The organism is Salinivibrio sp. MA351, from assembly GCF_001996065.1.
GTDB classification, from domain to species: Bacteria; Pseudomonadota; Gammaproteobacteria; order Enterobacterales; family Vibrionaceae; genus Salinivibrio; species Salinivibrio costicola.
In genome coordinates, this window is sequence record NZ_MUFG01000003.1 from 1 (window position 1) to 16,856 (window position 16,856).

Annotated in this window: 31 protein-coding genes; all 31 read right to left on the reverse strand. The window is 48.0% G+C overall.

Translation table 11 applies throughout. The features are described from left to right. Positions 1–657 precede the first annotated feature (657 nt). A complete protein-coding gene (gene rplQ / locus BZG78_RS02405; protein ID WP_021024489.1) occupies positions 658–1,044 on the reverse strand; it encodes a 50S ribosomal protein L17 in 387 nt (128 codons plus the stop codon). A 35-nt stretch (positions 1,045–1,079) separates the two neighbouring features. Continuing rightward, entirely contained in the window at positions 1,080–2,069 is a 990-nt protein-coding gene (gene rpoA, locus BZG78_RS02410; protein WP_077461926.1) for a DNA-directed RNA polymerase subunit alpha, read from the reverse strand. Between the two features lie 23 nt (positions 2,070–2,092). Further along, complete coding sequence (gene rpsD, locus BZG78_RS02415; RefSeq protein WP_021024487.1) at positions 2,093–2,713, reverse strand: 30S ribosomal protein S4; 621 nt, start codon at positions 2,711–2,713, stop codon at positions 2,093–2,095. 40 nt (positions 2,714–2,753) lie between these two features. Then, complete coding sequence (rpsK, locus tag BZG78_RS02420; RefSeq protein ID WP_021024486.1) at positions 2,754–3,143, reverse strand: 30S ribosomal protein S11; 390 nt, start codon at positions 3,141–3,143, stop codon at positions 2,754–2,756. Positions 3,144–3,161: 18 nt separating this feature from the next. Beyond that, on the reverse strand, positions 3,162–3,518 hold the full coding sequence (gene rpsM, locus BZG78_RS02425) for a 30S ribosomal protein S13 (RefSeq protein WP_021024485.1): 357 nt from the start codon (positions 3,516–3,518) through the stop codon (positions 3,162–3,164). A gap of 146 nt (positions 3,519–3,664) precedes the next feature. Continuing rightward, positions 3,665–3,778, reverse strand: coding sequence for a 50S ribosomal protein L36 (rpmJ, locus tag BZG78_RS02430; protein WP_021024484.1), 114 nt, complete (start codon positions 3,776–3,778; stop codon positions 3,665–3,667). A 27-nt stretch (positions 3,779–3,805) separates the two neighbouring features. Beyond that, positions 3,806–5,131 carry a preprotein translocase subunit SecY gene (gene secY, locus BZG78_RS02435; protein ID WP_025674307.1) on the reverse strand — a complete coding sequence of 442 codons (1,326 nt, stop codon included), beginning with the start codon at positions 5,129–5,131 and terminating at the stop codon, positions 3,806–3,808. Between the two features lie 22 nt (positions 5,132–5,153). Next, complete coding sequence (gene rplO, locus BZG78_RS02440; protein ID WP_077660301.1) at positions 5,154–5,588, reverse strand: 50S ribosomal protein L15; 435 nt, start codon at positions 5,586–5,588, stop codon at positions 5,154–5,156. A gap of 4 nt (positions 5,589–5,592) precedes the next feature. Further along, entirely contained in the window at positions 5,593–5,772 is a 180-nt protein-coding gene (gene rpmD / locus BZG78_RS02445) for a 50S ribosomal protein L30 (protein ID WP_021024481.1), read from the reverse strand. Positions 5,773–5,777: 5 nt separating this feature from the next. After that, positions 5,778–6,275 carry a 30S ribosomal protein S5 gene (gene rpsE, locus BZG78_RS02450; protein ID WP_021024480.1) on the reverse strand — a complete coding sequence of 166 codons (498 nt, stop codon included), beginning with the start codon at positions 6,273–6,275 and terminating at the stop codon, positions 5,778–5,780. 12 nt (positions 6,276–6,287) lie between these two features. Beyond that, positions 6,288–6,641: a 50S ribosomal protein L18 gene (gene rplR / locus BZG78_RS02455; protein ID WP_021024479.1), complete on the reverse strand. Its 354-nt coding sequence runs from the start codon at positions 6,639–6,641 to the stop codon at positions 6,288–6,290. Between the two features lie 9 nt (positions 6,642–6,650). Further along, a complete protein-coding gene (gene rplF / locus BZG78_RS02460; protein ID WP_021024478.1) occupies positions 6,651–7,184 on the reverse strand; it encodes a 50S ribosomal protein L6 in 534 nt (177 codons plus the stop codon). A gap of 13 nt (positions 7,185–7,197) precedes the next feature. Next, a complete protein-coding gene (gene rpsH, locus BZG78_RS02465) occupies positions 7,198–7,590 on the reverse strand; it encodes a 30S ribosomal protein S8 (RefSeq protein ID WP_069362266.1) in 393 nt (130 codons plus the stop codon). Between the two features lie 23 nt (positions 7,591–7,613). Beyond that, positions 7,614–7,919 carry a 30S ribosomal protein S14 gene (gene rpsN, locus BZG78_RS02470; protein ID WP_021024476.1) on the reverse strand — a complete coding sequence of 102 codons (306 nt, stop codon included), beginning with the start codon at positions 7,917–7,919 and terminating at the stop codon, positions 7,614–7,616. A gap of 17 nt (positions 7,920–7,936) precedes the next feature. After that, positions 7,937–8,476, reverse strand: coding sequence for a 50S ribosomal protein L5 (gene rplE / locus BZG78_RS02475; protein ID WP_021024475.1), 540 nt, complete (start codon positions 8,474–8,476; stop codon positions 7,937–7,939). 15 nt (positions 8,477–8,491) lie between these two features. Continuing rightward, positions 8,492–8,806, reverse strand: a complete 315-nt coding sequence (rplX, locus tag BZG78_RS02480) for a 50S ribosomal protein L24 (protein ID WP_021024474.1) — start codon at positions 8,804–8,806, stop codon at positions 8,492–8,494. Positions 8,807–8,817: 11 nt separating this feature from the next. Then, the gene (gene rplN / locus BZG78_RS02485) at positions 8,818–9,189 is read right to left on the reverse strand and encodes a 50S ribosomal protein L14 (protein WP_021024473.1); all 372 of its coding nucleotides are present in this window, start codon (positions 9,187–9,189) and stop codon (positions 8,818–8,820) included. Between the two features lie 160 nt (positions 9,190–9,349). Further along, entirely contained in the window at positions 9,350–9,604 is a 255-nt protein-coding gene (gene rpsQ / locus BZG78_RS02490) for a 30S ribosomal protein S17 (RefSeq protein WP_021024472.1), read from the reverse strand. Further along, complete coding sequence (gene rpmC, locus BZG78_RS02495) at positions 9,604–9,795, reverse strand: 50S ribosomal protein L29 (RefSeq protein WP_021024471.1); 192 nt, start codon at positions 9,793–9,795, stop codon at positions 9,604–9,606. Before rpmC ends, rpsQ begins: the two co-directional genes overlap by 1 nt. Further along, on the reverse strand, positions 9,795–10,205 hold the full coding sequence (rplP, locus tag BZG78_RS02500; protein ID WP_021024470.1) for a 50S ribosomal protein L16: 411 nt from the start codon (positions 10,203–10,205) through the stop codon (positions 9,795–9,797). The genes rpmC and rplP overlap by 1 nt, the downstream gene beginning before the upstream one ends. An 11-nt stretch (positions 10,206–10,216) precedes the next feature. Beyond that, the gene (gene rpsC / locus BZG78_RS02505) at positions 10,217–10,906 is read right to left on the reverse strand and encodes a 30S ribosomal protein S3 (RefSeq protein ID WP_021024469.1); all 690 of its coding nucleotides are present in this window, start codon (positions 10,904–10,906) and stop codon (positions 10,217–10,219) included. 19 nt (positions 10,907–10,925) lie between these two features. After that, positions 10,926–11,258 (reverse strand): 50S ribosomal protein L22, encoded by a 333-nt coding sequence (gene rplV / locus BZG78_RS02510; protein ID WP_021024468.1) that lies wholly within the window; start codon positions 11,256–11,258, stop codon positions 10,926–10,928. A 10-nt stretch (positions 11,259–11,268) separates the two neighbouring features. Beyond that, positions 11,269–11,547 carry a 30S ribosomal protein S19 gene (gene rpsS / locus BZG78_RS02515; protein ID WP_021024467.1) on the reverse strand — a complete coding sequence of 93 codons (279 nt, stop codon included), beginning with the start codon at positions 11,545–11,547 and terminating at the stop codon, positions 11,269–11,271. Between the two features lie 20 nt (positions 11,548–11,567). Beyond that, positions 11,568–12,392 carry a 50S ribosomal protein L2 gene (rplB, locus tag BZG78_RS02520; RefSeq protein WP_021024466.1) on the reverse strand — a complete coding sequence of 275 codons (825 nt, stop codon included), beginning with the start codon at positions 12,390–12,392 and terminating at the stop codon, positions 11,568–11,570. Between the two features lie 19 nt (positions 12,393–12,411). After that, positions 12,412–12,714, reverse strand: a complete 303-nt coding sequence (gene rplW / locus BZG78_RS02525; RefSeq protein ID WP_021024465.1) for a 50S ribosomal protein L23 — start codon at positions 12,712–12,714, stop codon at positions 12,412–12,414. Next, a complete protein-coding gene (rplD, locus tag BZG78_RS02530; protein ID WP_021024464.1) occupies positions 12,711–13,313 on the reverse strand; it encodes a 50S ribosomal protein L4 in 603 nt (200 codons plus the stop codon). The genes rplW and rplD overlap by 4 nt, the downstream gene beginning before the upstream one ends. 16 nt (positions 13,314–13,329) lie before the next feature. Next, entirely contained in the window at positions 13,330–13,959 is a 630-nt protein-coding gene (gene rplC, locus BZG78_RS02535) for a 50S ribosomal protein L3 (RefSeq protein ID WP_021024463.1), read from the reverse strand. Between the two features lie 13 nt (positions 13,960–13,972). After that, on the reverse strand, positions 13,973–14,284 hold the full coding sequence (rpsJ, locus tag BZG78_RS02540; RefSeq protein ID WP_002541412.1) for a 30S ribosomal protein S10: 312 nt from the start codon (positions 14,282–14,284) through the stop codon (positions 13,973–13,975). A gap of 355 nt (positions 14,285–14,639) precedes the next feature. Then, on the reverse strand, positions 14,640–15,128 hold the full coding sequence (bfr, locus tag BZG78_RS02545) for a bacterioferritin (RefSeq protein WP_021024462.1): 489 nt from the start codon (positions 15,126–15,128) through the stop codon (positions 14,640–14,642). A gap of 74 nt (positions 15,129–15,202) precedes the next feature. After that, the gene (gene bfd, locus BZG78_RS02550) at positions 15,203–15,394 is read right to left on the reverse strand and encodes a bacterioferritin-associated ferredoxin (RefSeq protein WP_021024461.1); all 192 of its coding nucleotides are present in this window, start codon (positions 15,392–15,394) and stop codon (positions 15,203–15,205) included. Between the two features lie 185 nt (positions 15,395–15,579). Further along, entirely contained in the window at positions 15,580–16,764 is a 1,185-nt protein-coding gene (gene tuf / locus BZG78_RS02555) for an elongation factor Tu (protein WP_021024460.1), read from the reverse strand. Between the last annotated feature and the right edge of the window lie 92 nt (positions 16,765–16,856).

Sequence of the window (16,856 nt, forward strand, 5' to 3'; positions counted from 1 at the left end):
AAATACTGTTTTGTTCGTCTCTTGCGAGACAAACGAATTGACTGTGCTCTTGTTGGCATCCACTTTTAAAAAAGTGAAATCAAAACAGCTCAAGGCTGTACCAACATGAATTGGTCACTCAGTTCATCGAATAAATCTTTTTGTCTATTCTCAACGAGTGCCCACACAGATTGCATAGGTCAAATTGTTAAAGAGCGTTGACTGTACGAAGCTGCGCTTCGCTTGGTCAGGGCTGCGTATCTTACGCGCCTTACCGTTAAAGTCAAGAAGAAATTTTATTTTTTATTTTCAACCCTTAGGGCCGAAACAAAACCTCTTTTTGACTCCCCTAACGCGTTGTGTTCGCGTTAAGTAGGGCTGCATTTTAGAGAAAACGTGACAACCGTCAACAATAAATTTCATTTTCTTTTTTGTTTGTTCAAAATTAAACCTTGTTGCTGGCTTTAGCCCCACATTGGGCGTATTTCGTTCAAAACTGTTCGACTATTCTTAACACCGACGAGATCTATTAGCGCGATGAGAGTGACGAAAAGCGTCACCAATAATATTTTTACTCATTGATGCTATATCGCGGCTTGCGTAAAAAAGATAAGTTTAGATAAAGAAAAAGCCAGGCATAAGCCTGGCTTTTCTAAATGCACTACAAAAATAAATAACTTATTCTGCAGCTTCCTCAGCGTCTTGCTCTGGGCGATCTACGAGCTCGATGTAAGCCATAGGGGCTTTATCACCTGAGCGAACACCGCATTTCAAAATGCGAGTGTAACCGCCTGCACGTGAAGCAAAACGTGGGCCGAGTTCATTAAACAGTTTCGCTACTACTTCGTCGTTACGAGTGCGAGCGAACGCTACACGACGGTTAGCAACACTGTCGTTCTTAGCTAAGGTAATCAACGGTTCAATAACGCGACGCAGCTCTTTTGCCTTAGGCAAAGTTGTTTTGATAACTTCGTGAGTTACCAGCGAGCTAGCCATGTTGCTGAACATCGCTTTACGATGGCTGCTGTTGCGATTGAGTTGACGACCACTCTTACGATGGCGCATGACCTAATCCTTCTAACTAAATAATCAGTAACTGATTAATCTTCAGCGATTGATGCTGGCGGCCAGTTTTCTAGGCGCATGCCTAGAGATAGACCACGTGATGCCAGCACGTCTTTAATCTCTGTCAAAGACTTCTTACCAAGGTTTGGTGTTTTAAGAAGCTCAACCTCAGTACGCTGTACCAGATCACCGATATAGTGAATCGCTTCTGCTTTCAAACAGTTTGCAGAGCGAACAGTTAGTTCAAGATCGTCTACAGGACGCAGTAGGATCGGATCGAACTCTGGCTTCTCTTCTTTCTCCTCAGGGACACGCACGTCGCGTAAATCAACAAACGCATCCAACTGTTCAGCTAGGATGGTTGCCGCACGGCGAATCGCTTCCTCAGGATCCAGTGTACCGTTAGTTTCCATATCGATGACTAACTTATCAAGGTCGGTACGCTGTTCAACACGTGCTGCTTCAACATTATAAGCAATACGATCTACTGGGCTAAACGTTGCATCGACAAGTAGGCGACCAATGGGACGCTCGTCGTCTTCGCTATCGATACGCGCAGACGCTGGTACATAGCCACGACCACGTTCTACCTTGATACGCATGCTAATTTCCGCGTTTGCATCAGTCAGGTGGCAGATAACGTGTTCTGGGTTCGCAATCTCAACACCACCATCATGGGTGATGTCGCCTGCAACAACAGGGCCTGCACCAGACTTGGTCAGAGTAAGGATAACTTCATCTTTACCCTCAACCTTAACGGCTAGGCCTTTAAGGTTAAGTAGGATTTCCAGGATGTCTTCCTGAACCCCTTCTTTGGTGCTGTACTCGTGCAACACGCCGTCAATTTCTACTTCCGTCACCGCACAGCCTGGCATAGATGAAAGTAGGATACGACGTAGCGCATTCCCCAGAGTATGGCCAAAACCACGCTCTAGAGGTTCAAGAGTTACTTTTGCGTGCGTCGAGCTAACTTGTTCAATATCAACCAGACGCGGCTTAAGAAATTCTGTTACAGAACCCTGCATTATGTCCTCTCTTTAGTTCAGCTTTACTTAGAGTAAAGCTCGACGATCAGGTGTTCGTTGATGTCAGCAGACAAATCAGAACGCTCTGGTAGGCGTTTGAATGTGCCTTCCATCTTCTTGCTGTCTACTTCGATCCAAGTTGGCAGTTCGCGCTGTGCCGCAACTTCTAGAGCTGCTTTGATGCGCGCCTGGTTCTTCGCCTTCTCGCGAATGCTAACCACGTCGTTTGCCGAAACCTTGAAAGAAGGTACGTTAACAACTTTGCCGTTAACTAGGATCGCTTTGTGGCTTACCAGCTGACGTGATTCGGCGCGAGTTGCACCAAAGCCCATGCGGTAAACTACGTTATCCAGACGACCTTCAAGAAGCTGAAGCAGGTTTTCACCTGTATTACCCTTGATGCGGGCAGCGTCTTTGTAGTAGTTACGGAACTGCTTTTCCATTACGCCGTACATACGACGAACTTTTTGCTTCTCACGAAGCTGAACGCCATAGTCAGACAAACGGCCGCGACGCTGACCGTGAACGCCTGGGACGTTATCGATTTTACACTTGGTATCAATCGCGCGTACGCCTGACTTAAGGAACAAGTCAGTACCTTCGCGACGGCTAAGCTTCAGCTTAGGACCCAAATATCTTGCCATGATCTTTCTCCAATATTCTAAGAAACAGCGCTAGTGCGTATTAAACGCGGCGTTTCTTAGGTGGACGACAACCGTTATGCGGGATTGGCGTCGCATCGACAATGTTAGTGATGCGGAAGCCCGCAGCGTTCAGGGCACGAATAGTAGACTCGCGGCCTGGACCTGGACCTTTAACCATCACTTCGAGGTTTTTCAGGCCGTACTCTTTAGCCATTTCACCACAACGCTCAGCAGCAACCTGCGCAGCGTATGGAGTTGACTTACGAGAGCCACGGAAGCCTGAACCACCGGCAGTTGCCCATGCTAGAGCATTGCCTTGACGGTCAGAAATCGTCACGATTGTGTTATTGAAAGACGCATGAATGTGCGCGACGCCATCAGCGACTTGCTTGCGTACGCGTTTGCGTGCACGAGTTGCTTGTTTAGCCATAGTACTCACCTACCCCGATTATTTCTTGATCGGTTTGCGCGGACCCTTACGGGTACGAGCGTTGGTCTTCGTACGCTGGCCACGAAGTGGCAAGCTGCGACGATGACGCAAACCGCGGTAACAACCAAGGTCCATAAGACGCTTGATGTTCATGGAAATTTCACGACGTAGATCGCCTTCTACGGTGTATTTAGCCACACCGTCACGCAATTGGTCGATCTGTTCTTCTGATAGTTCACTGATCTTAGTGCTCTCAGCAATACCGACATCAGCTAGAATAGCTTGAGAGGTGGTTTTGCCGACACCGTAAATCGCAGTCAATGCGATTACAGCGTGCTTTTGATCAGGAATGTTAATGCCTGCTATACGGGCCACTATTCACTCCTAGTACTTTTCAAGTAGAACCGCTGCAGAGCCCGTCGAGGATACGCAGCGGCATAGCCACTTCTTTTGCACATACAAAAGGTGGGCTGGCTAATGTAGCCAGCCTGACCTCATTTTGCAAGAAAAATATTCTGCTATTAGCCTTGGCGTTGCTTGTGCTTTGGCTCACTGCAGATCACACGAACGGTACCGTTACGTTTGATCACTTTACAGTTACGGCAGATTTTCTTAACGGAAGCACGAACTTTCATTGCTAAACTCCGTAAATAGACAACCTATTAGCGGCCGTAGCCTTTTAGGTTGGCTTTTTTCAACACGGACTCATATTGTTGAGACATCAAATGAGTCTGAACTTGAGCCATAAAGTCCATGATTACGACTACTACGATAAGTAGTGATGTACCACCAAAGTAAAAGTGGACATCCCACGCAATCATCATGAACTCGGGGATCAGACAGATAAAGGTAATATACATGGCGCCCGCTAGGGTCAAACGTGTCATTACTTTATCAATGTATCTAGCAGTCTGCTCACCCGGGCGAATACCAGGTACGAACGCCCCTGACTTCTTCAAGTTATCTGCAGTTTCTCGCGGGTTAAATACCAACGCCGTATAGAAAAAGCAGAAGAAGATAATCGCTGCCGCATAAAGTATCACATACGCTGGTTGTCCCGGACTCAGTGCCAAAGACACATCGGTCAGCCAGCTTGTCTGATCACCCTTACCAAACCAGTTAGCAAGCGTGCCAGGGAACAGAATAATACTTGATGCAAAAATCGCAGGAATAACGCCTGCCATGTTGATCTTAAGAGGCAGATGCGTGCTTTGCGCTGCAAAAACACGACGACCTTGTTGCCGCTTAGCGTAGTTAACAACGATACGACGTTGACCACGCTCCATGAAGACCACAAAGTAGACGACAGCCAATACGATAACTGCGATACCTAGCAAGAGAAGCGGAGACATGTCGCCTTGACGCGCTTGCTCTATTGTCTGTCCAATTGCGGGTGGCAGACCCGCGACGATCCCGGTGAAAATAATCAACGAAATACCGTTACCAATGCCGCGCTCGGTAATTTGTTCACCTAACCACATCAAAAACATGGTACCGGTCACCAAACTAACTACCGCGGTAAAGTAAAACGCAGGACCTGGATTAATCACCAGACCCGGCATCATACTTGGTAACCCGGTCGCGATTCCAATTGCTTGGAACGTTGCCAACACCAACGTGCCGTAGCGAGTGTACTGGTTTATCTTACGACGACCAGACTCACCCTCTTTTTTCAATTCCGCTAATGCGGGATGAACGACTGACAATAACTGAACAATAATCGACGCCGAAATATACGGCATAATGCCCAGTGCCAGTATCGAGGCACGCTCAAGGGCACCACCAGAGAACATGTTAACCAAGTCAATGATGGTCCCTTGTTGCTGTTCGAACAGATCGGCAAGTACAGCAGCGTCAATACCAGGAATGGGCACAAAAGAGCCGGCACGGAATACCAATAATGCCATTGCTACAAAAAGTAGGCGACTTTTCAGCTCCGCAACTCCGCCTTTTGCACTACTGAAGTTTTGTCCTGGTTGTTTTGCCATCTGTACCTCGTCCTCGAGCTAATTATTCCTCGATTTTACCGCCTGCAGCTTCGATTGCCGCTTTAGCGCCTTTAGTGACACGAACACCTTTAACGGTTACTGCACGAGCGATTTCGCCAGACAGTACGATTTTCGCCGTACGAGTGTCTTGTGCAACAACGTTTGCCGCTTTTAGCGACTCAAGGGTTACGACGTCACCATCAACTTTAGCCAGCTCGCCTAAACGAACCTCAGCTGAAGTCAGGCCTTTACGCGAAGTAAAACCGAATTTTGGCAGACGCTGTTTCAAAGGCATTTGACCGCCTTCGAAACCTGGGCGTACTGAACCACCTGAACGTGATTTCTGACCTTTGTGACCACGGCCACCGGTTTTACCCAGGCCTGAACCAATACCACGGCCTACACGCTTCGCAGAAGGCTTTGAGCCTGCAGCCGGAGATAGAGTATTCAAACGCATGTGATTACTCCTCCACTTTAACCATGTAGTTGACTTTGTTGATCATACCGCGAATACACGGTGTATCTTCAAGTTCAACAGTGTGGTTGATGCGACGTAGGCCCAAGCCACGCAGGGTCGCTTTGTGTTTCGGCAAACGGCCGATAACGCTACGAGTCTGAGTTACTTTAATTGTCTTAGCCATGTCGATTACCCCAGAATTTCGTTAACAGGCATGCCACGTTTAGCAGCTACCATTTCTGGAGACTTCGTACCACCCAGGCCATCGATCGTTGCACGAACGATGTTGATTGGGTTGGTCGAACCGTATGCTTTCGCCAGAACGTTTTGGACGCCTGCTACTTCAAGCACGGCACGCATCGCACCACCTGCGATGATACCTGTACCATCTGATGCTGGCTGCATATACACTTTAGAACCAGTGTGGCGGCCTTTTACAGCATGGTGCAGGGTACCGTCATTCAGCGCGATAGTAATCATGTTACGACGCGCCTTTTCCATTGATTTCTGGATCGCTGCTGGTACTTCACGGGCTTTACCGTAACCGAAACCAACGCGACCGTTACCATCACCTACCACTGTTAGTGCGGTGAAGGTAAAGATGCGACCACCTTTAACCGTCTTAGATACACGGTTTACAGCGATCAGCTTCTCATGCAAATCACTTTGTTGTTTATCGTTAGCCATCTTCCACCTACCTTAGAATTTCAGACCAGCTTCACGGGCAGCATCTGCCAGTGCAGCCACACGGCCGTGGTATTGGAAACCGGAACGGTCAAAAGCAACAGCTTCGATGCCTTTTTCCTTCGCTCGCTCAGCAATGATCTTACCCACGGCTGCAGCGGCGTCTTTGTTCCCGGTGCTCTTAACTTGTTCACGGATCGCTTTTTCTACGGTAGAAGCGGCGGCGATAACTTCCGCGCCATTACCAGCGATAACCTGTGCGTACACATGACGTGGAGTACGGTGTACCACCAGGCGAGTCGCACCCATTTCCGCGATCTTGCGTCGTGCTTTGGTCGCACGACGGATACGAGATGCTTTCTTATCCATAGTGTTACCTTACTTCTTCTTAGCTTCTTTAGTACGCACAGCTTCGTCAGCGTAACGAACACCTTTACCTTTGTAAGGCTCTGGCTTGCGGTATGCGCGGATTTCAGCAGCAACCTGGCCAACTGCTTGTTTATCAGCACCGCTGATAACAATTTCAGTTTGGCTTGGGCACTCTGCTTTTACACCCTCAGGCAGAACGTGTTCTACCGGGTGAGAGAAACCAAGTGTCAGGTTAAGTTTGTTACCGGCAATGTTTGCACGATAACCAACACCTTTCAGGATCAGTTTCTTGGTAAAGCCTTCTGTTACACCAACAACCATGCTGTTGACCAGTGCGCGCGCTGTACCAGCATGAGCCCATGCTTTAGCGTGTTCCACACTTGGTGCGAAGGTAATGGTGTTTTCTTCTTGGTTTACTGCCACCATATCGTGAAGCGTGCGGCTAAGTTCGCCTTTGCTTCCTTTTACAGTGATGTCCTGACCGTCAAGTTTCACCTCTACGCCGGCAGGAACTACGACAGGTGCTTTTGCAACACGAGACATTTCCTACTCCTTATTACGCTACGTAGCAGATGATTTCACCGCCCAGACCCGCTTTGCGAGCTGCGCGATCGGTCATCAAACCTTTCGAAGTTGATACAACCGCAATACCAAGGCCACCCATCACTGAAGGCAACTCATCTTTCTTTTTGTAGATGCGCAGGCCCGGACGGCTAACTCGTTGGATTTGCTCGATAACTGGTTTAGATTCGAAGTATTTCAACGTCACTTCCAGTTCAGGCTTGGCGTCGCTATTTACTGCGACATCAGCCACGTAACCTTCTGCTTTTAGTAGCTCAGCAATTGCCACCTTTAGCTTTGACGAAGGCATTTTAACAGCAACTTTCTTTGCTGTCTGACCGTTGCGTAAGCGGGTCAGCATATCCGAAATCGGATCTTGCATGCTCATAAGTCTTTACTCCCGTGATTCAATTACCAGCTTGCCTTACGCAGACCCGGAATCTCGCCTTTCATGCAAGCTTCACGAACCTTGATTCGGCTTAGGCCGAATTTGCGTAGGTAGCCATGTGGACGACCAGTCTGGTTACAGCGGTTACGCTGACGAGACTTCGCAGAATCACGCGGTAGCGACTGAAGCTTCAGGACTGCGTCCCAACGCTCTTCGTCTGACGTGTTGACACTTTTAATGGTCGCACGCAGGTTGGCACGCTTTTCAGCGTAGCGCGCTGCGAGCTTCGCACGTTTTACATCACGTGCTTTCATCGATTTTTTAGCCATAACAGTAACCCTTCACCTTACTTACGGAATGGGAAGTTAAAGGCAGCCAGCAGAGCTCGACCTTCCTCATCTGTACCTGCAGTAGTAGTGATAGTAATATCAAGACCACGGATACGATCGACTTTGTCATAGTCAATCTCAGGGAAGATGATTTGCTCGCGAACGCCCATGCTGTAGTTACCACGACCATCGAACGCTTTCGGGTTCAGGCCACGGAAATCACGGATACGAGGAACTGCGATCGCGATTAAGCGCTCGAAGAAGTCCCACATACGCTCGCCACGTAGGGTTACTTTACAACCAATTGGGTAGCCCTCACGGATCTTGAAGCCTGCGACTGACTTACGTGCTTTAGTGATGAGCGGCTTTTGACCAGAAATCGCGGTCATATCAGCAGCTGCATTTTCAAGCAGTTTTTTGTCGTTCAGAGCTTCGCCCACACCCATGTTAAGGGTGATCTTCTCGATCCCTGGGACTTGCATGATGCTTTTGTAACCAAATTGCTTAGATAGCTCAGCTACAACTGTCTCTTTGTAGTAATCATGCAGTTTCGCCATTGTACTACTCCAGAATTACTTAATAGTTTCGCCATTCGACTTGAAAAAACGCACTTTTTTGCCGTCTTCAAATCGGAAGCCTACACGGTCACCTTTACCAGCTGCTGCGTTAAAGATAGCCACGTTAGAAACATCAATAGCGGCTTCTTGTTCAACAATGCCACCTTGAGTGCCCAGAGCCGGAACCGGCTTCTGGTGCTTCTTCACGAGGTTAATACCTTCAACGATAACTTTACCGGTTGGTAGAACCTTAGATACTTTACCTTTCTTGCCTTTATCTTTACCGGCAAGAACGATAACTTCGTCGTTACGACGGATTTTAGCTGCCATGAGATCGCTCCTTACAGAACTTCAGGCGCCAGAGACACAATTTTCATAAACTTCTCGTTACGAAGTTCACGTGTCACAGGGCCAAAGATACGTGTGCCGACTAGTTGCTCGTTCGTGTTGTTCAACAACACGCAAGCATTGCGGTCGAAGCGAATGACAGAGCCGTCTGGACGACGTACGCCTTTACGGGTGCGAACTACCACCGCCTTAAGCACATCACCTTTTTTCACTTTACCGCGAGGAATTGAATCCTTAACGGTAACTTTGATGATGTCGCCAACGTGGGCGTAACGACGGTGAGAGCCACCCAGAACCTTAATACACATTACACTGCGAGCGCCGGAGTTGTCGGCTGCGTCCAGCATACTTTGCATTTGGATCATTGTTAGTGCTCCGCTGTTATTACATCTAGACCCATCTCGGGTCGGGCTGCCTTTTTACAAGGGCGGCGAATAATAACACTATTTTGACCAGATGGGTAGATAAAAAATAAACGGCCCCCCGAATGAGAGCCGTTTGACTTATTATTGTCTGAAAAATCGCTTAGATGCGTGATTTTTCAACAACGCGAACCAATGTCCAAGACTTACGCTTAGAAATTGGACGACACTCACGAACCTCAACAGTATCACCTTGGTTACACTGGTTAGATTCATCGTGTACATGTAGCTTACTCGTGCGCTTGATGTACTTACCGTAGATTGGGTGTTTCACAAAACGCTCGATAGCAACGACGATAGTTTTATCGCCTTTGTCGCTGATGACGCGACCTTGCTGAGTGCGGATGTTCTCGCTCATTATGCGTTAGCCTTCTCAGTCAGTACGGTTTTTACACGTGCGATATCGCGACGAACAGCTTTCAGAGTGTGAGTTTGCTGAAGTTGGCCTGTAGCCGCTTGCATGCGCAGGTTAAACTGCTCACGTAGCAGACCCATAAGCTCTTCATTCAGCTGCTCAACAGTCTTTTCACGTAGTTCTTGTGCTTTCATCACATCACCGCCTTAGTTACGAAAGTGGTTTTGATCGGTAGCTTACGTGAAGCTAATTCAAACGCTTCGCGAGCCAGTGATTCAGGAACACCATCCATTTCGTACAGGACTTTGCCTGGTTGGATTTGGGCAACCCAGTAATCAACTGAACCTTTACCCTTACCCATACGAACTTCCAACGGCTTACCAGTAATTGGTTTGTCGGGGAAGACACGAATCCAGATTTGGCCTTGACGTTTAATGTGACGAGTCATCGCACGACGAGCCGCCTCAATTTGACGCGCAGTGATACGACCGCGACCAACAGCTTTTAGGCCATAGGTACCGAAGCTTACGTCAGTACCGTGCGCCAGACCGCGGTTACGACCTTTAAAAGTCTTGCGGAACTTAGTACGTTTTGGTTGAAGCATCGATAGACTCCTTACTTACGGCCTTTACGCTGCTTCTTCGGCTTGTCAGCCTTTTGCTCTACTTCAGCCATTCCACCTAGGACTTCGCCTTTGAAGATCCAGGTTTTAATGCCGATAACACCGTACTGGGTGTGAGCAGAAGAAGTTGCGTAATCAATGTCAGCACGAAGCGTGTGCAATGGCACACGTCCTTCACGGTACCACTCGGTACGAGCGATTTCAGCGCCGCCAAGACGACCGCTTACTTCCACTTTGATACCTTTGGCACCTAGGCGCATAGCGTTTTGTACCGCGCGCTTCATGGCACGACGGAACATAACACGACGCTCTAGCTGTGATGCGATGCTGTCGCCAACAAGTTGCGCATCTAGCTCAGGTTTACGTACTTCAGCGATATTAATTTGCGCTGGTACACCGGCCAGTTTTGCAACGTGAGCGCGCAGTTTCTCAACATCTTCACCTTTTTTACCAATCACCACACCAGGGCGCGCAGTGTGAATAGTCACACGAACACTCTTAGCTGGACGCTCGATAACGATGCGAGATACTGACGCTTTTTTCAGTTCACTAGTTAGGAACTGACGTACCTTAAAGTCGCCGTCTAGGTTGTCAGCGAAATCTTGGTTATTAGCAAACCAAGTGGAATTCCAAGGCTTTACAATGCCCAGACGAATACCATTAGGATGTACTTTTTGACCCATTGCTTTATCTCCTCGTCTCTTAGCGGTCTGCTACAACAACAGTGATGTGGCTAGAACGCTTCAAGATGCGATCGGCACGGCCTTTTGCACGAGGCATAATACGCTTCATGATTGGGCCTTCATCAACGAAGACTTTGGCGACGCTTAAATCGTCGATATCCGCACCTTCGTTATGCTCGGCGTTTGCAATAGCAGATTCCAACACTTTCTTAACCAAGTCAGCAGCTTTTTTGTCGCTGAAAGTCAGTAGTTCCAGTGCCTGTGCTACGTCTTTACCGCGCACCTGATCCGCAACCAAACGTGCTTTTTGAGGCGAGATACGAGCAAAGCGATGTTTAGCAATAGCTTCCATTTCTTACCCCTTAACGCTTCTTAGCTTTCTTATCAGCAGCGTGGCCGCGATAAGTACGTGTTGGTGCAAACTCGCCGAGCTTGTGACCGATCATTTCTTCAGAAACGAAAACGGGTACGTGCTGACGACCATTATGGACAGCGATGGTCAATCCGATCATCTGTGGGATGATCATTGAACGACGGGACCAAGTCTTTAAAGGCTTCTTGTCACCGCTTTCCACCGCTTTCTCTACCTTCTTCAGCAAGTGCAGGTCAATAAAAGGACCTTTCTTGAGAGAACGTGGCATGGCTTATCCTCTGATAATAATTACTTGTTACGACGACGTACAATGTACTTGTCGGTACGTTTGTTCTTACGGGTTTTGAAGCCTTTCGTTGGCATACCCCAAGGTGTTACTGGATGACGGCCACCTGAGGTACGACCTTCACCACCACCATGTGGGTGATCAACCGGGTTCATTGCAACACCACGTACGCTTGGACGTGCGCCTTTCCAGCGCGCGGCACCGGCTTTACCCAGTTCGCGTAGCATGTGCTCTGAATTACCCACTTCACCAAGGGTCGCACGACCTTCAGCAAGAACCTTGCGCATTTCACCGCTGCGCAGGCGGAGTGTGACGTACGCGCCGTCACGAGCAACGATCTGTGCATAAGCACCCGCAGAACGAGCAAGTTGAGCCCCTTTACCAGGTTTCAACTCGATGTTGTGGATAGTAGAACCCACTGGGATGTTACGCATTGGCAGGCTGTTACCTACCTTGATTGCTGCATCTGCACCAGATTGAATCTGATCACCGGCTTTTAGGCCTTTCGGTGCGATGATGTAACGACGTTCACCATCCGTATACAGTACAAGCGCGATGTTTGCACTACGGTTTGGATCATACTCTAGACGCTCAACTTTCGCTGGGATACCGTCTTTAGTACGTTTGAAGTCAATTACACGGTAATGATGCTTATGACCACCACCGATGTGACGCACTGTGATTCGACCGTTGTTATTGCGACCGCCTGACTTAGAGTTTTTCTCTAGCAGTGGTGCATATGGTTTACCTTTATAAAGATCATGGTTAACCACTTTAACAAGGTGACGACGACCCGGTGAAGTCGGCTTACATTTCATAATAGCCATTTGCTTTTACTCCTCCGTCTTACTCAGCGCCGCCAACGAAGTCGATGTCCTGACCTTCTTTCAAGGCAACATACGCTTTTTTCCAGTCGCTACGACGGCCTTCACGCATACCTTGACGTTTGGTCTTACCCTTAACGAGAAGGGTACGAACAGACTTCACTTCAACTTCGAACAGTTTTTCAACTGCCGCTTTGATCTCTTTTTTCGTTGCTTCTTTAGCTACTTTAAACACAACAGTGTTGTTGTTTTCAGCGGCCATCGTCGCTTTTTCAGAGATGTGCGGAGCACGCAGAACTTTTAGGATACGCTCTTCAGTGATCATGCCAGCATCTCCTCAACTTGTTTAACTGCATCTGCAGTCATCACGACTTTGTCGAAAGCGATCAAGCTAACTGGGTCGATGGTATCTGCATCGCGTACGTCAACCTTATACAGGTTACGTGCCGCAAGGAACAGGTTCTCATCAACTTCGGCAGTGACGATCAGAACGTCGCTTAGCTCAAGCTCTTTCAGCTTAGCGACAAGCTCTTTAGTTTTTGGTGCTTCAACAGAGAAGTTATCAACCACGATTAAACGCTCTTGACGAACTAGCTCTGATAGGATGCTCTTAAGAGCACCGCGGTACATCTTTTTGTTTACTTTCTGGCTATGGTCCTGAGGACGAGCTGCGAAAGTGACACCACCGCTGCGCCAAATTGGGCTGCGGATTGTACCTGCACGGGCGCGACCAGTACCCTTCTGACGCCATGGCTTAGCACCGCCACCAGATACGTCTGAACGAGTTTTCTGAGCGCGAGTACCTTGACGGGCACCAGCTGCGTATGCAACGACTACCTGGTGTACCAGGGATTCGTTGAATTCACGCCCGAAGGTAGTTTCGGAAACAGTTAGCGCGTCGGCGCCTTTGACTACCAATTCCATTACTATCTCCTCGACGTTACGCTTTAACGGCTGGTTTAACGATCACGTTGCCACCTGTCGCACCTGGGACTGCACCTTTAATAAGAAGCAGATTGCGCTCAGCGTCAACACGTACGATCTCTAGGTTTTGAGTCGTTACACGCTCAGCACCCATATGACCTGCCATTTTTTTGCCTTTGAATACGCGACCTGGAGTCTGACATTGACCGATAGAACCAGGAGCACGGTGAGACAAAGAGTTACCGTGGCTCATATCTTGAGTACGGAAGTTCCAACGCTTAACGCCGCCTTGGAAGCCCTTACCCTTCGACGTGCCAGTAACGTCTACTTTTTTGATTTCGTTAAACAGTTCTACGTTTAGCTCAGCGCCAACTTCGTACTGTTCATCATTTTCCAAACGGAATTCCCACAAACCGCGGCCTGCTTCAACACCTGCTTTCGCAAAGTGACCAGCTTGTGCCTTGTTTACACGGCTTGCTTTCTTCTCGCCTGTAGTGATTTGAATTGCTGCATACCCGTCAACTTCAGGTTTACGTACCTGAGCAACACGGTTTGCTTCAACTTCAACTACGGTAACCGGGATAGAAACGCCATCTTCGTTGAAGATACGAGTCATACCGACTTTACGACCGACTAGACCAATCATTATCTACTCCCCCTTAACCCAGGCTGATTTGAACATCAACGCCCGCAGCAAGGTCAAGACGCATCAAAGCGTCAACAGTTTTGTCTGTTGGCTCAACGATGTCGATCAGACGTTTGTGAGTACGAATTTCGTACTGGTCACGTGCGTCTTTGTTTACGTGCGGAGAAATAAGAACGGTGAAGCGCTCTTTACGAGTAGGCAAAGGAATAGGTCCCTTAACCTGTGCGCCAGTGCGCTTAGCGGTTTCAACGATTTCCGCTGTAGACTGATCGATCAAACGATGATCGAACGCCTTCAGGCGGATACGGATACGTTGGTTCTGCATGAGACAGAGCTCCAAATTCTAAAATATTTACACAAACAATATCGCCATTCCTTCTCACTAAGGCGAGGGAATGCCGATTAATTTATGTGAAACCGTAGTGCCAAAATTAGGCACATTGTCAGCCATTATTCTATGACTGCGAACATAAGCGGAGTATACATTAAACGAACAGTTTACTGTTCCATTCCTCGATGCTCATTGGTTCACAACTGCGTCGGAAGTCGCAATGACTTAAGCAGTGACGGGCATTATACCGATACGCAATGGCTTTGCAAGCGTTGGTCAAAAACACGCCATAAAAAAACGCGCCTCTCTGGCACGTTTTTCATCATCAAGGCGGGATGACTGTTTTAACCTAACCTTTTTCGCTGGCATCTTCGATGATCTGAGCTTGATTATAGTTGGCGATGCCGACCTTATCAATTAAGCCAATCTGGGTCTCTAACCAATCGATATGCTCTTCTTCGTCATCAAGAATGTATTGAAACAGATCACGAGAGACAAAATCTCTGATGCTCTCTGTGTAAGCAATGGCCTCTTTTAAATCCTCATGGGCTTGCATTTCAATCGCCAAATCACATTCAAAGATTTCTTGCGTATCTTCGCCAATTCTCAGTTTGCCAAGATCTTGGAGGTTCGGGGTGCCCTCAAGAAATAATATTCTTTCAATCAGCTTGTCGGCATGCTTCATCTCATCGATCGACTCTTCATACTCTTTATCCGCGATGACTTTTAACCCCCAGTCTTTAAGCATGCGCGCATGAAGAAAGTACTGATTAATAGCAACAAGTTCATTGCCAAGTACCGTGTTGAGAAACGCTATAGATTTTGGATCGCCTTTCATGGCAATAGCCTCCTTATGGGTTCTACTTTACAAATGTAGAACCCATAAGGAGGCTGTCAAATATTGACCGCTTATTAGCTCGCTTTTTGCAATGTGATCAGCTGACTCTCGTTGTATATAACCTCTTTAGCGTGGCGCACACATTTACCACATTGAGATCCAAGAGGCGTCAGTTGACGAAGTTCGCGAATACTGGTGACGCCTTGCTGGCGCACCCAATGCTTAATGGTTTTATCTGATACGCTGTGACAAATACAAACTAACATCTCAGTCATCTCAAAAAAATGAACTATAACGAGAATAGTTTGCATTGCGTTTAAGGTAAAGGGTTTTTATATAACGCTTGGTTATTGATGAAAGACTTATTTATATCTGTATCGGGCGATTAAAGAGGAAAAAAAAAGGAGCGCAATGCGCTCCCTTCTATTGATAAGACTAGATGTCTATCAAATTAAGCGATGATGTTAGCAACAACACCCGCACCTACAGTACGGCCACCTTCACGGATAGCGAAGCGTAGACCTTCGTCCATCGCGATAGGTGCGATCAGCTCAACAACCATCTTGATGTTGTCACCAGGCATAACCATCTCAACGCCTTCTGGCAGTTCGATAGTACCGGTCACGTCAGTTGTACGGAAGTAGAACTGTGGACGATAACCTTTGAAGAACGGCGTATGACGGCCGCCTTCGTCTTTACCTAGTACGTATACTTCTGATTCGAACTTGGTGTGCGGAGTGATTGAACCAGGCTTCGCCAGTACTTGACCACGCTCAACTTCGTCACGCTTAGTACCACGCAGAAGAACACCAACGTTCTCACCCGCACGGCCTTCGTCTAGAAGCTTACGGAACATTTCAACACCAGTACAAGTGGTCTTGGTGGTGTCTTTCATGCCTACGATTTCAACGTCGTCACCTACGGTGATGATGCCTTGCTCAACACGACCGGTTACAACAGTACCACGGCCTTGGATTGAGAATACGTCTTCGATTGGCAGGATGAACGGCTTGTCGATCGCACGCTCTGGCTCAGGGATGTAAGAATCCAGGGCTTCAGCAAGTTCAACAATCTTCTGCTCCCACTGCTCTTCACCGTTCAATGCACCAAGTGCAGAACCTTGAATCACTGGGCAGTCGTCACCTGGGAAGTCATACTCTGAAAGTAGCTCACGAACTTCCATTTCAACCAGCTCAAGCAGCTCTTCGTCATCAACCATGTCACATTTGTTCATGAACACGATGATGTTTGGAATACCAACCTGACGACCTAGTAGGATGTGCTCACGGGTCTGTGGCATTGGGCCATCAGTTGCCGCAACAACCAGGATACCACCGTCCATTTGCGCCGCACCGGTGATCATGTTTTTCACATAGTCAGCGTGTCCTGGGCAGTCAACGTGTGCGTAGTGACGGTTTGGCGTATCGTACTCAACGTGAGACGTTGCGATGGTGATACCACGATCACGCTCTTCTGGCGCATTATCGATTGACGCGAAATCACGCGCAGCACCGCCGTATACTTTTGCAAGTACAGTACAGATAGCTGCAGTCAGCGTAGTTTTACCATGGTCAACGTGGCCGATAGTACCAACGTTAACGTGCGTTTTCGTACGTTCAAATTTTTCTTTAGACACGATCGTCTTCCTTCCTAGTTGTGAGTTAAGGGGCTTTGCCTAATAACTCAGAAGTCAGTGTTTGATGCCGGTGATCGCACCGGCATCAGGAC

Bases quoted from the DNA above. Each gene is read 5' to 3' on its own strand.
- rplQ (WP_021024489.1), bottom strand. From the start codon at position 1,044: ATGCGCCATCGTAAGAGTGGTCGTCAACTCAATCGCAACAGCAGCCAT.
- rpoA (WP_077461926.1), bottom strand. From the start codon at position 2,069: ATGCAGGGTTCTGTAACAGAATTTCTTAAGCCGCGTCTGGTTGATATT.
- rpsD (WP_021024487.1), bottom strand. From the start codon at position 2,713: ATGGCAAGATATTTGGGTCCTAAGCTGAAGCTTAGCCGTCGCGAAGGT.
- rpsK (WP_021024486.1), bottom strand. From the start codon at position 3,143: ATGGCTAAACAAGCAACTCGTGCACGCAAACGCGTACGCAAGCAAGTC.
- rpmJ (WP_021024484.1), bottom strand. From the start codon at position 3,778: ATGAAAGTTCGTGCTTCCGTTAAGAAAATCTGCCGTAACTGTAAAGTG.
- secY (WP_025674307.1), bottom strand. From the start codon at position 5,131: ATGGCAAAACAACCAGGACAAAACTTCAGTAGTGCAAAAGGCGGAGTT.
- rplO (WP_077660301.1), bottom strand. From the start codon at position 5,588: ATGCGTTTGAATACTCTATCTCCGGCTGCAGGCTCAAAGCCTTCTGCG.
- rpmD (WP_021024481.1), bottom strand. From the start codon at position 5,772: ATGGCTAAGACAATTAAAGTAACTCAGACTCGTAGCGTTATCGGCCGT.
- rpsE (WP_021024480.1), bottom strand. From the start codon at position 6,275: ATGGCTAACGATAAACAACAAAGTGATTTGCATGAGAAGCTGATCGCT.
- rplR (WP_021024479.1), bottom strand. From the start codon at position 6,641: ATGGATAAGAAAGCATCTCGTATCCGTCGTGCGACCAAAGCACGACGC.
- rplF (WP_021024478.1), bottom strand. From the start codon at position 7,184: ATGTCTCGTGTTGCAAAAGCACCTGTCGTAGTTCCTGCCGGCGTAGAG.
- rpsH (WP_069362266.1), bottom strand. From the start codon at position 7,590: ATGAGCATGCAAGATCCGATTTCGGATATGCTGACCCGCTTACGCAAC.
- rpsN (WP_021024476.1), bottom strand. From the start codon at position 7,919: ATGGCTAAAAAATCGATGAAAGCACGTGATGTAAAACGTGCGAAGCTC.
- rplE (WP_021024475.1), bottom strand. From the start codon at position 8,476: ATGGCGAAACTGCATGATTACTACAAAGAGACAGTTGTAGCTGAGCTA.
- rplX (WP_021024474.1), bottom strand. From the start codon at position 8,806: ATGGCAGCTAAAATCCGTCGTAACGACGAAGTTATCGTTCTTGCCGGT.
- rplN (WP_021024473.1), bottom strand. From the start codon at position 9,189: ATGATCCAAATGCAAAGTATGCTGGACGCAGCCGACAACTCCGGCGCT.
- rpsQ (WP_021024472.1), bottom strand. From the start codon at position 9,604: ATGAGCGAGAACATCCGCACTCAGCAAGGTCGCGTCATCAGCGACAAA.
- rpmC (WP_021024471.1), bottom strand. From the start codon at position 9,795: ATGAAAGCACAAGAACTACGTGAAAAGACTGTTGAGCAGCTGAATGAA.
- rplP (WP_021024470.1), bottom strand. From the start codon at position 10,205: ATGCTTCAACCAAAACGTACTAAGTTCCGCAAGACTTTTAAAGGTCGT.
- rpsC (WP_021024469.1), bottom strand. From the start codon at position 10,906: ATGGGTCAAAAAGTACATCCTAATGGTATTCGTCTGGGCATTGTAAAG.
- rplV (WP_021024468.1), bottom strand. From the start codon at position 11,258: ATGGAAGCTATTGCTAAACATCGCTTTGCTCGTATCTCGCCTCAAAAA.
- rpsS (WP_021024467.1), bottom strand. From the start codon at position 11,547: ATGCCACGTTCTCTCAAGAAAGGTCCTTTTATTGACCTGCACTTGCTG.
- rplB (WP_021024466.1), bottom strand. From the start codon at position 12,392: ATGGCTATTATGAAATGTAAGCCGACTTCACCGGGTCGTCGTCACCTT.
- rplW (WP_021024465.1), bottom strand. From the start codon at position 12,714: ATGATCACTGAAGAGCGTATCCTAAAAGTTCTGCGTGCTCCGCACATC.
- rplD (WP_021024464.1), bottom strand. From the start codon at position 13,313: ATGGAATTGGTAGTCAAAGGCGCCGACGCGCTAACTGTTTCCGAAACT.
- rplC (WP_021024463.1), bottom strand. From the start codon at position 13,959: ATGATTGGTCTAGTCGGTCGTAAAGTCGGTATGACTCGTATCTTCAAC.
- rpsJ (WP_002541412.1), bottom strand. From the start codon at position 14,284: ATGCAGAACCAACGTATCCGTATCCGCCTGAAGGCGTTCGATCATCGT.
- bfr (WP_021024462.1), bottom strand. From the start codon at position 15,128: ATGAAAGGCGATCCAAAATCTATAGCGTTTCTCAACACGGTACTTGGC.
- bfd (WP_021024461.1), bottom strand. From the start codon at position 15,394: ATGTTAGTTTGTATTTGTCACAGCGTATCAGATAAAACCATTAAGCAT.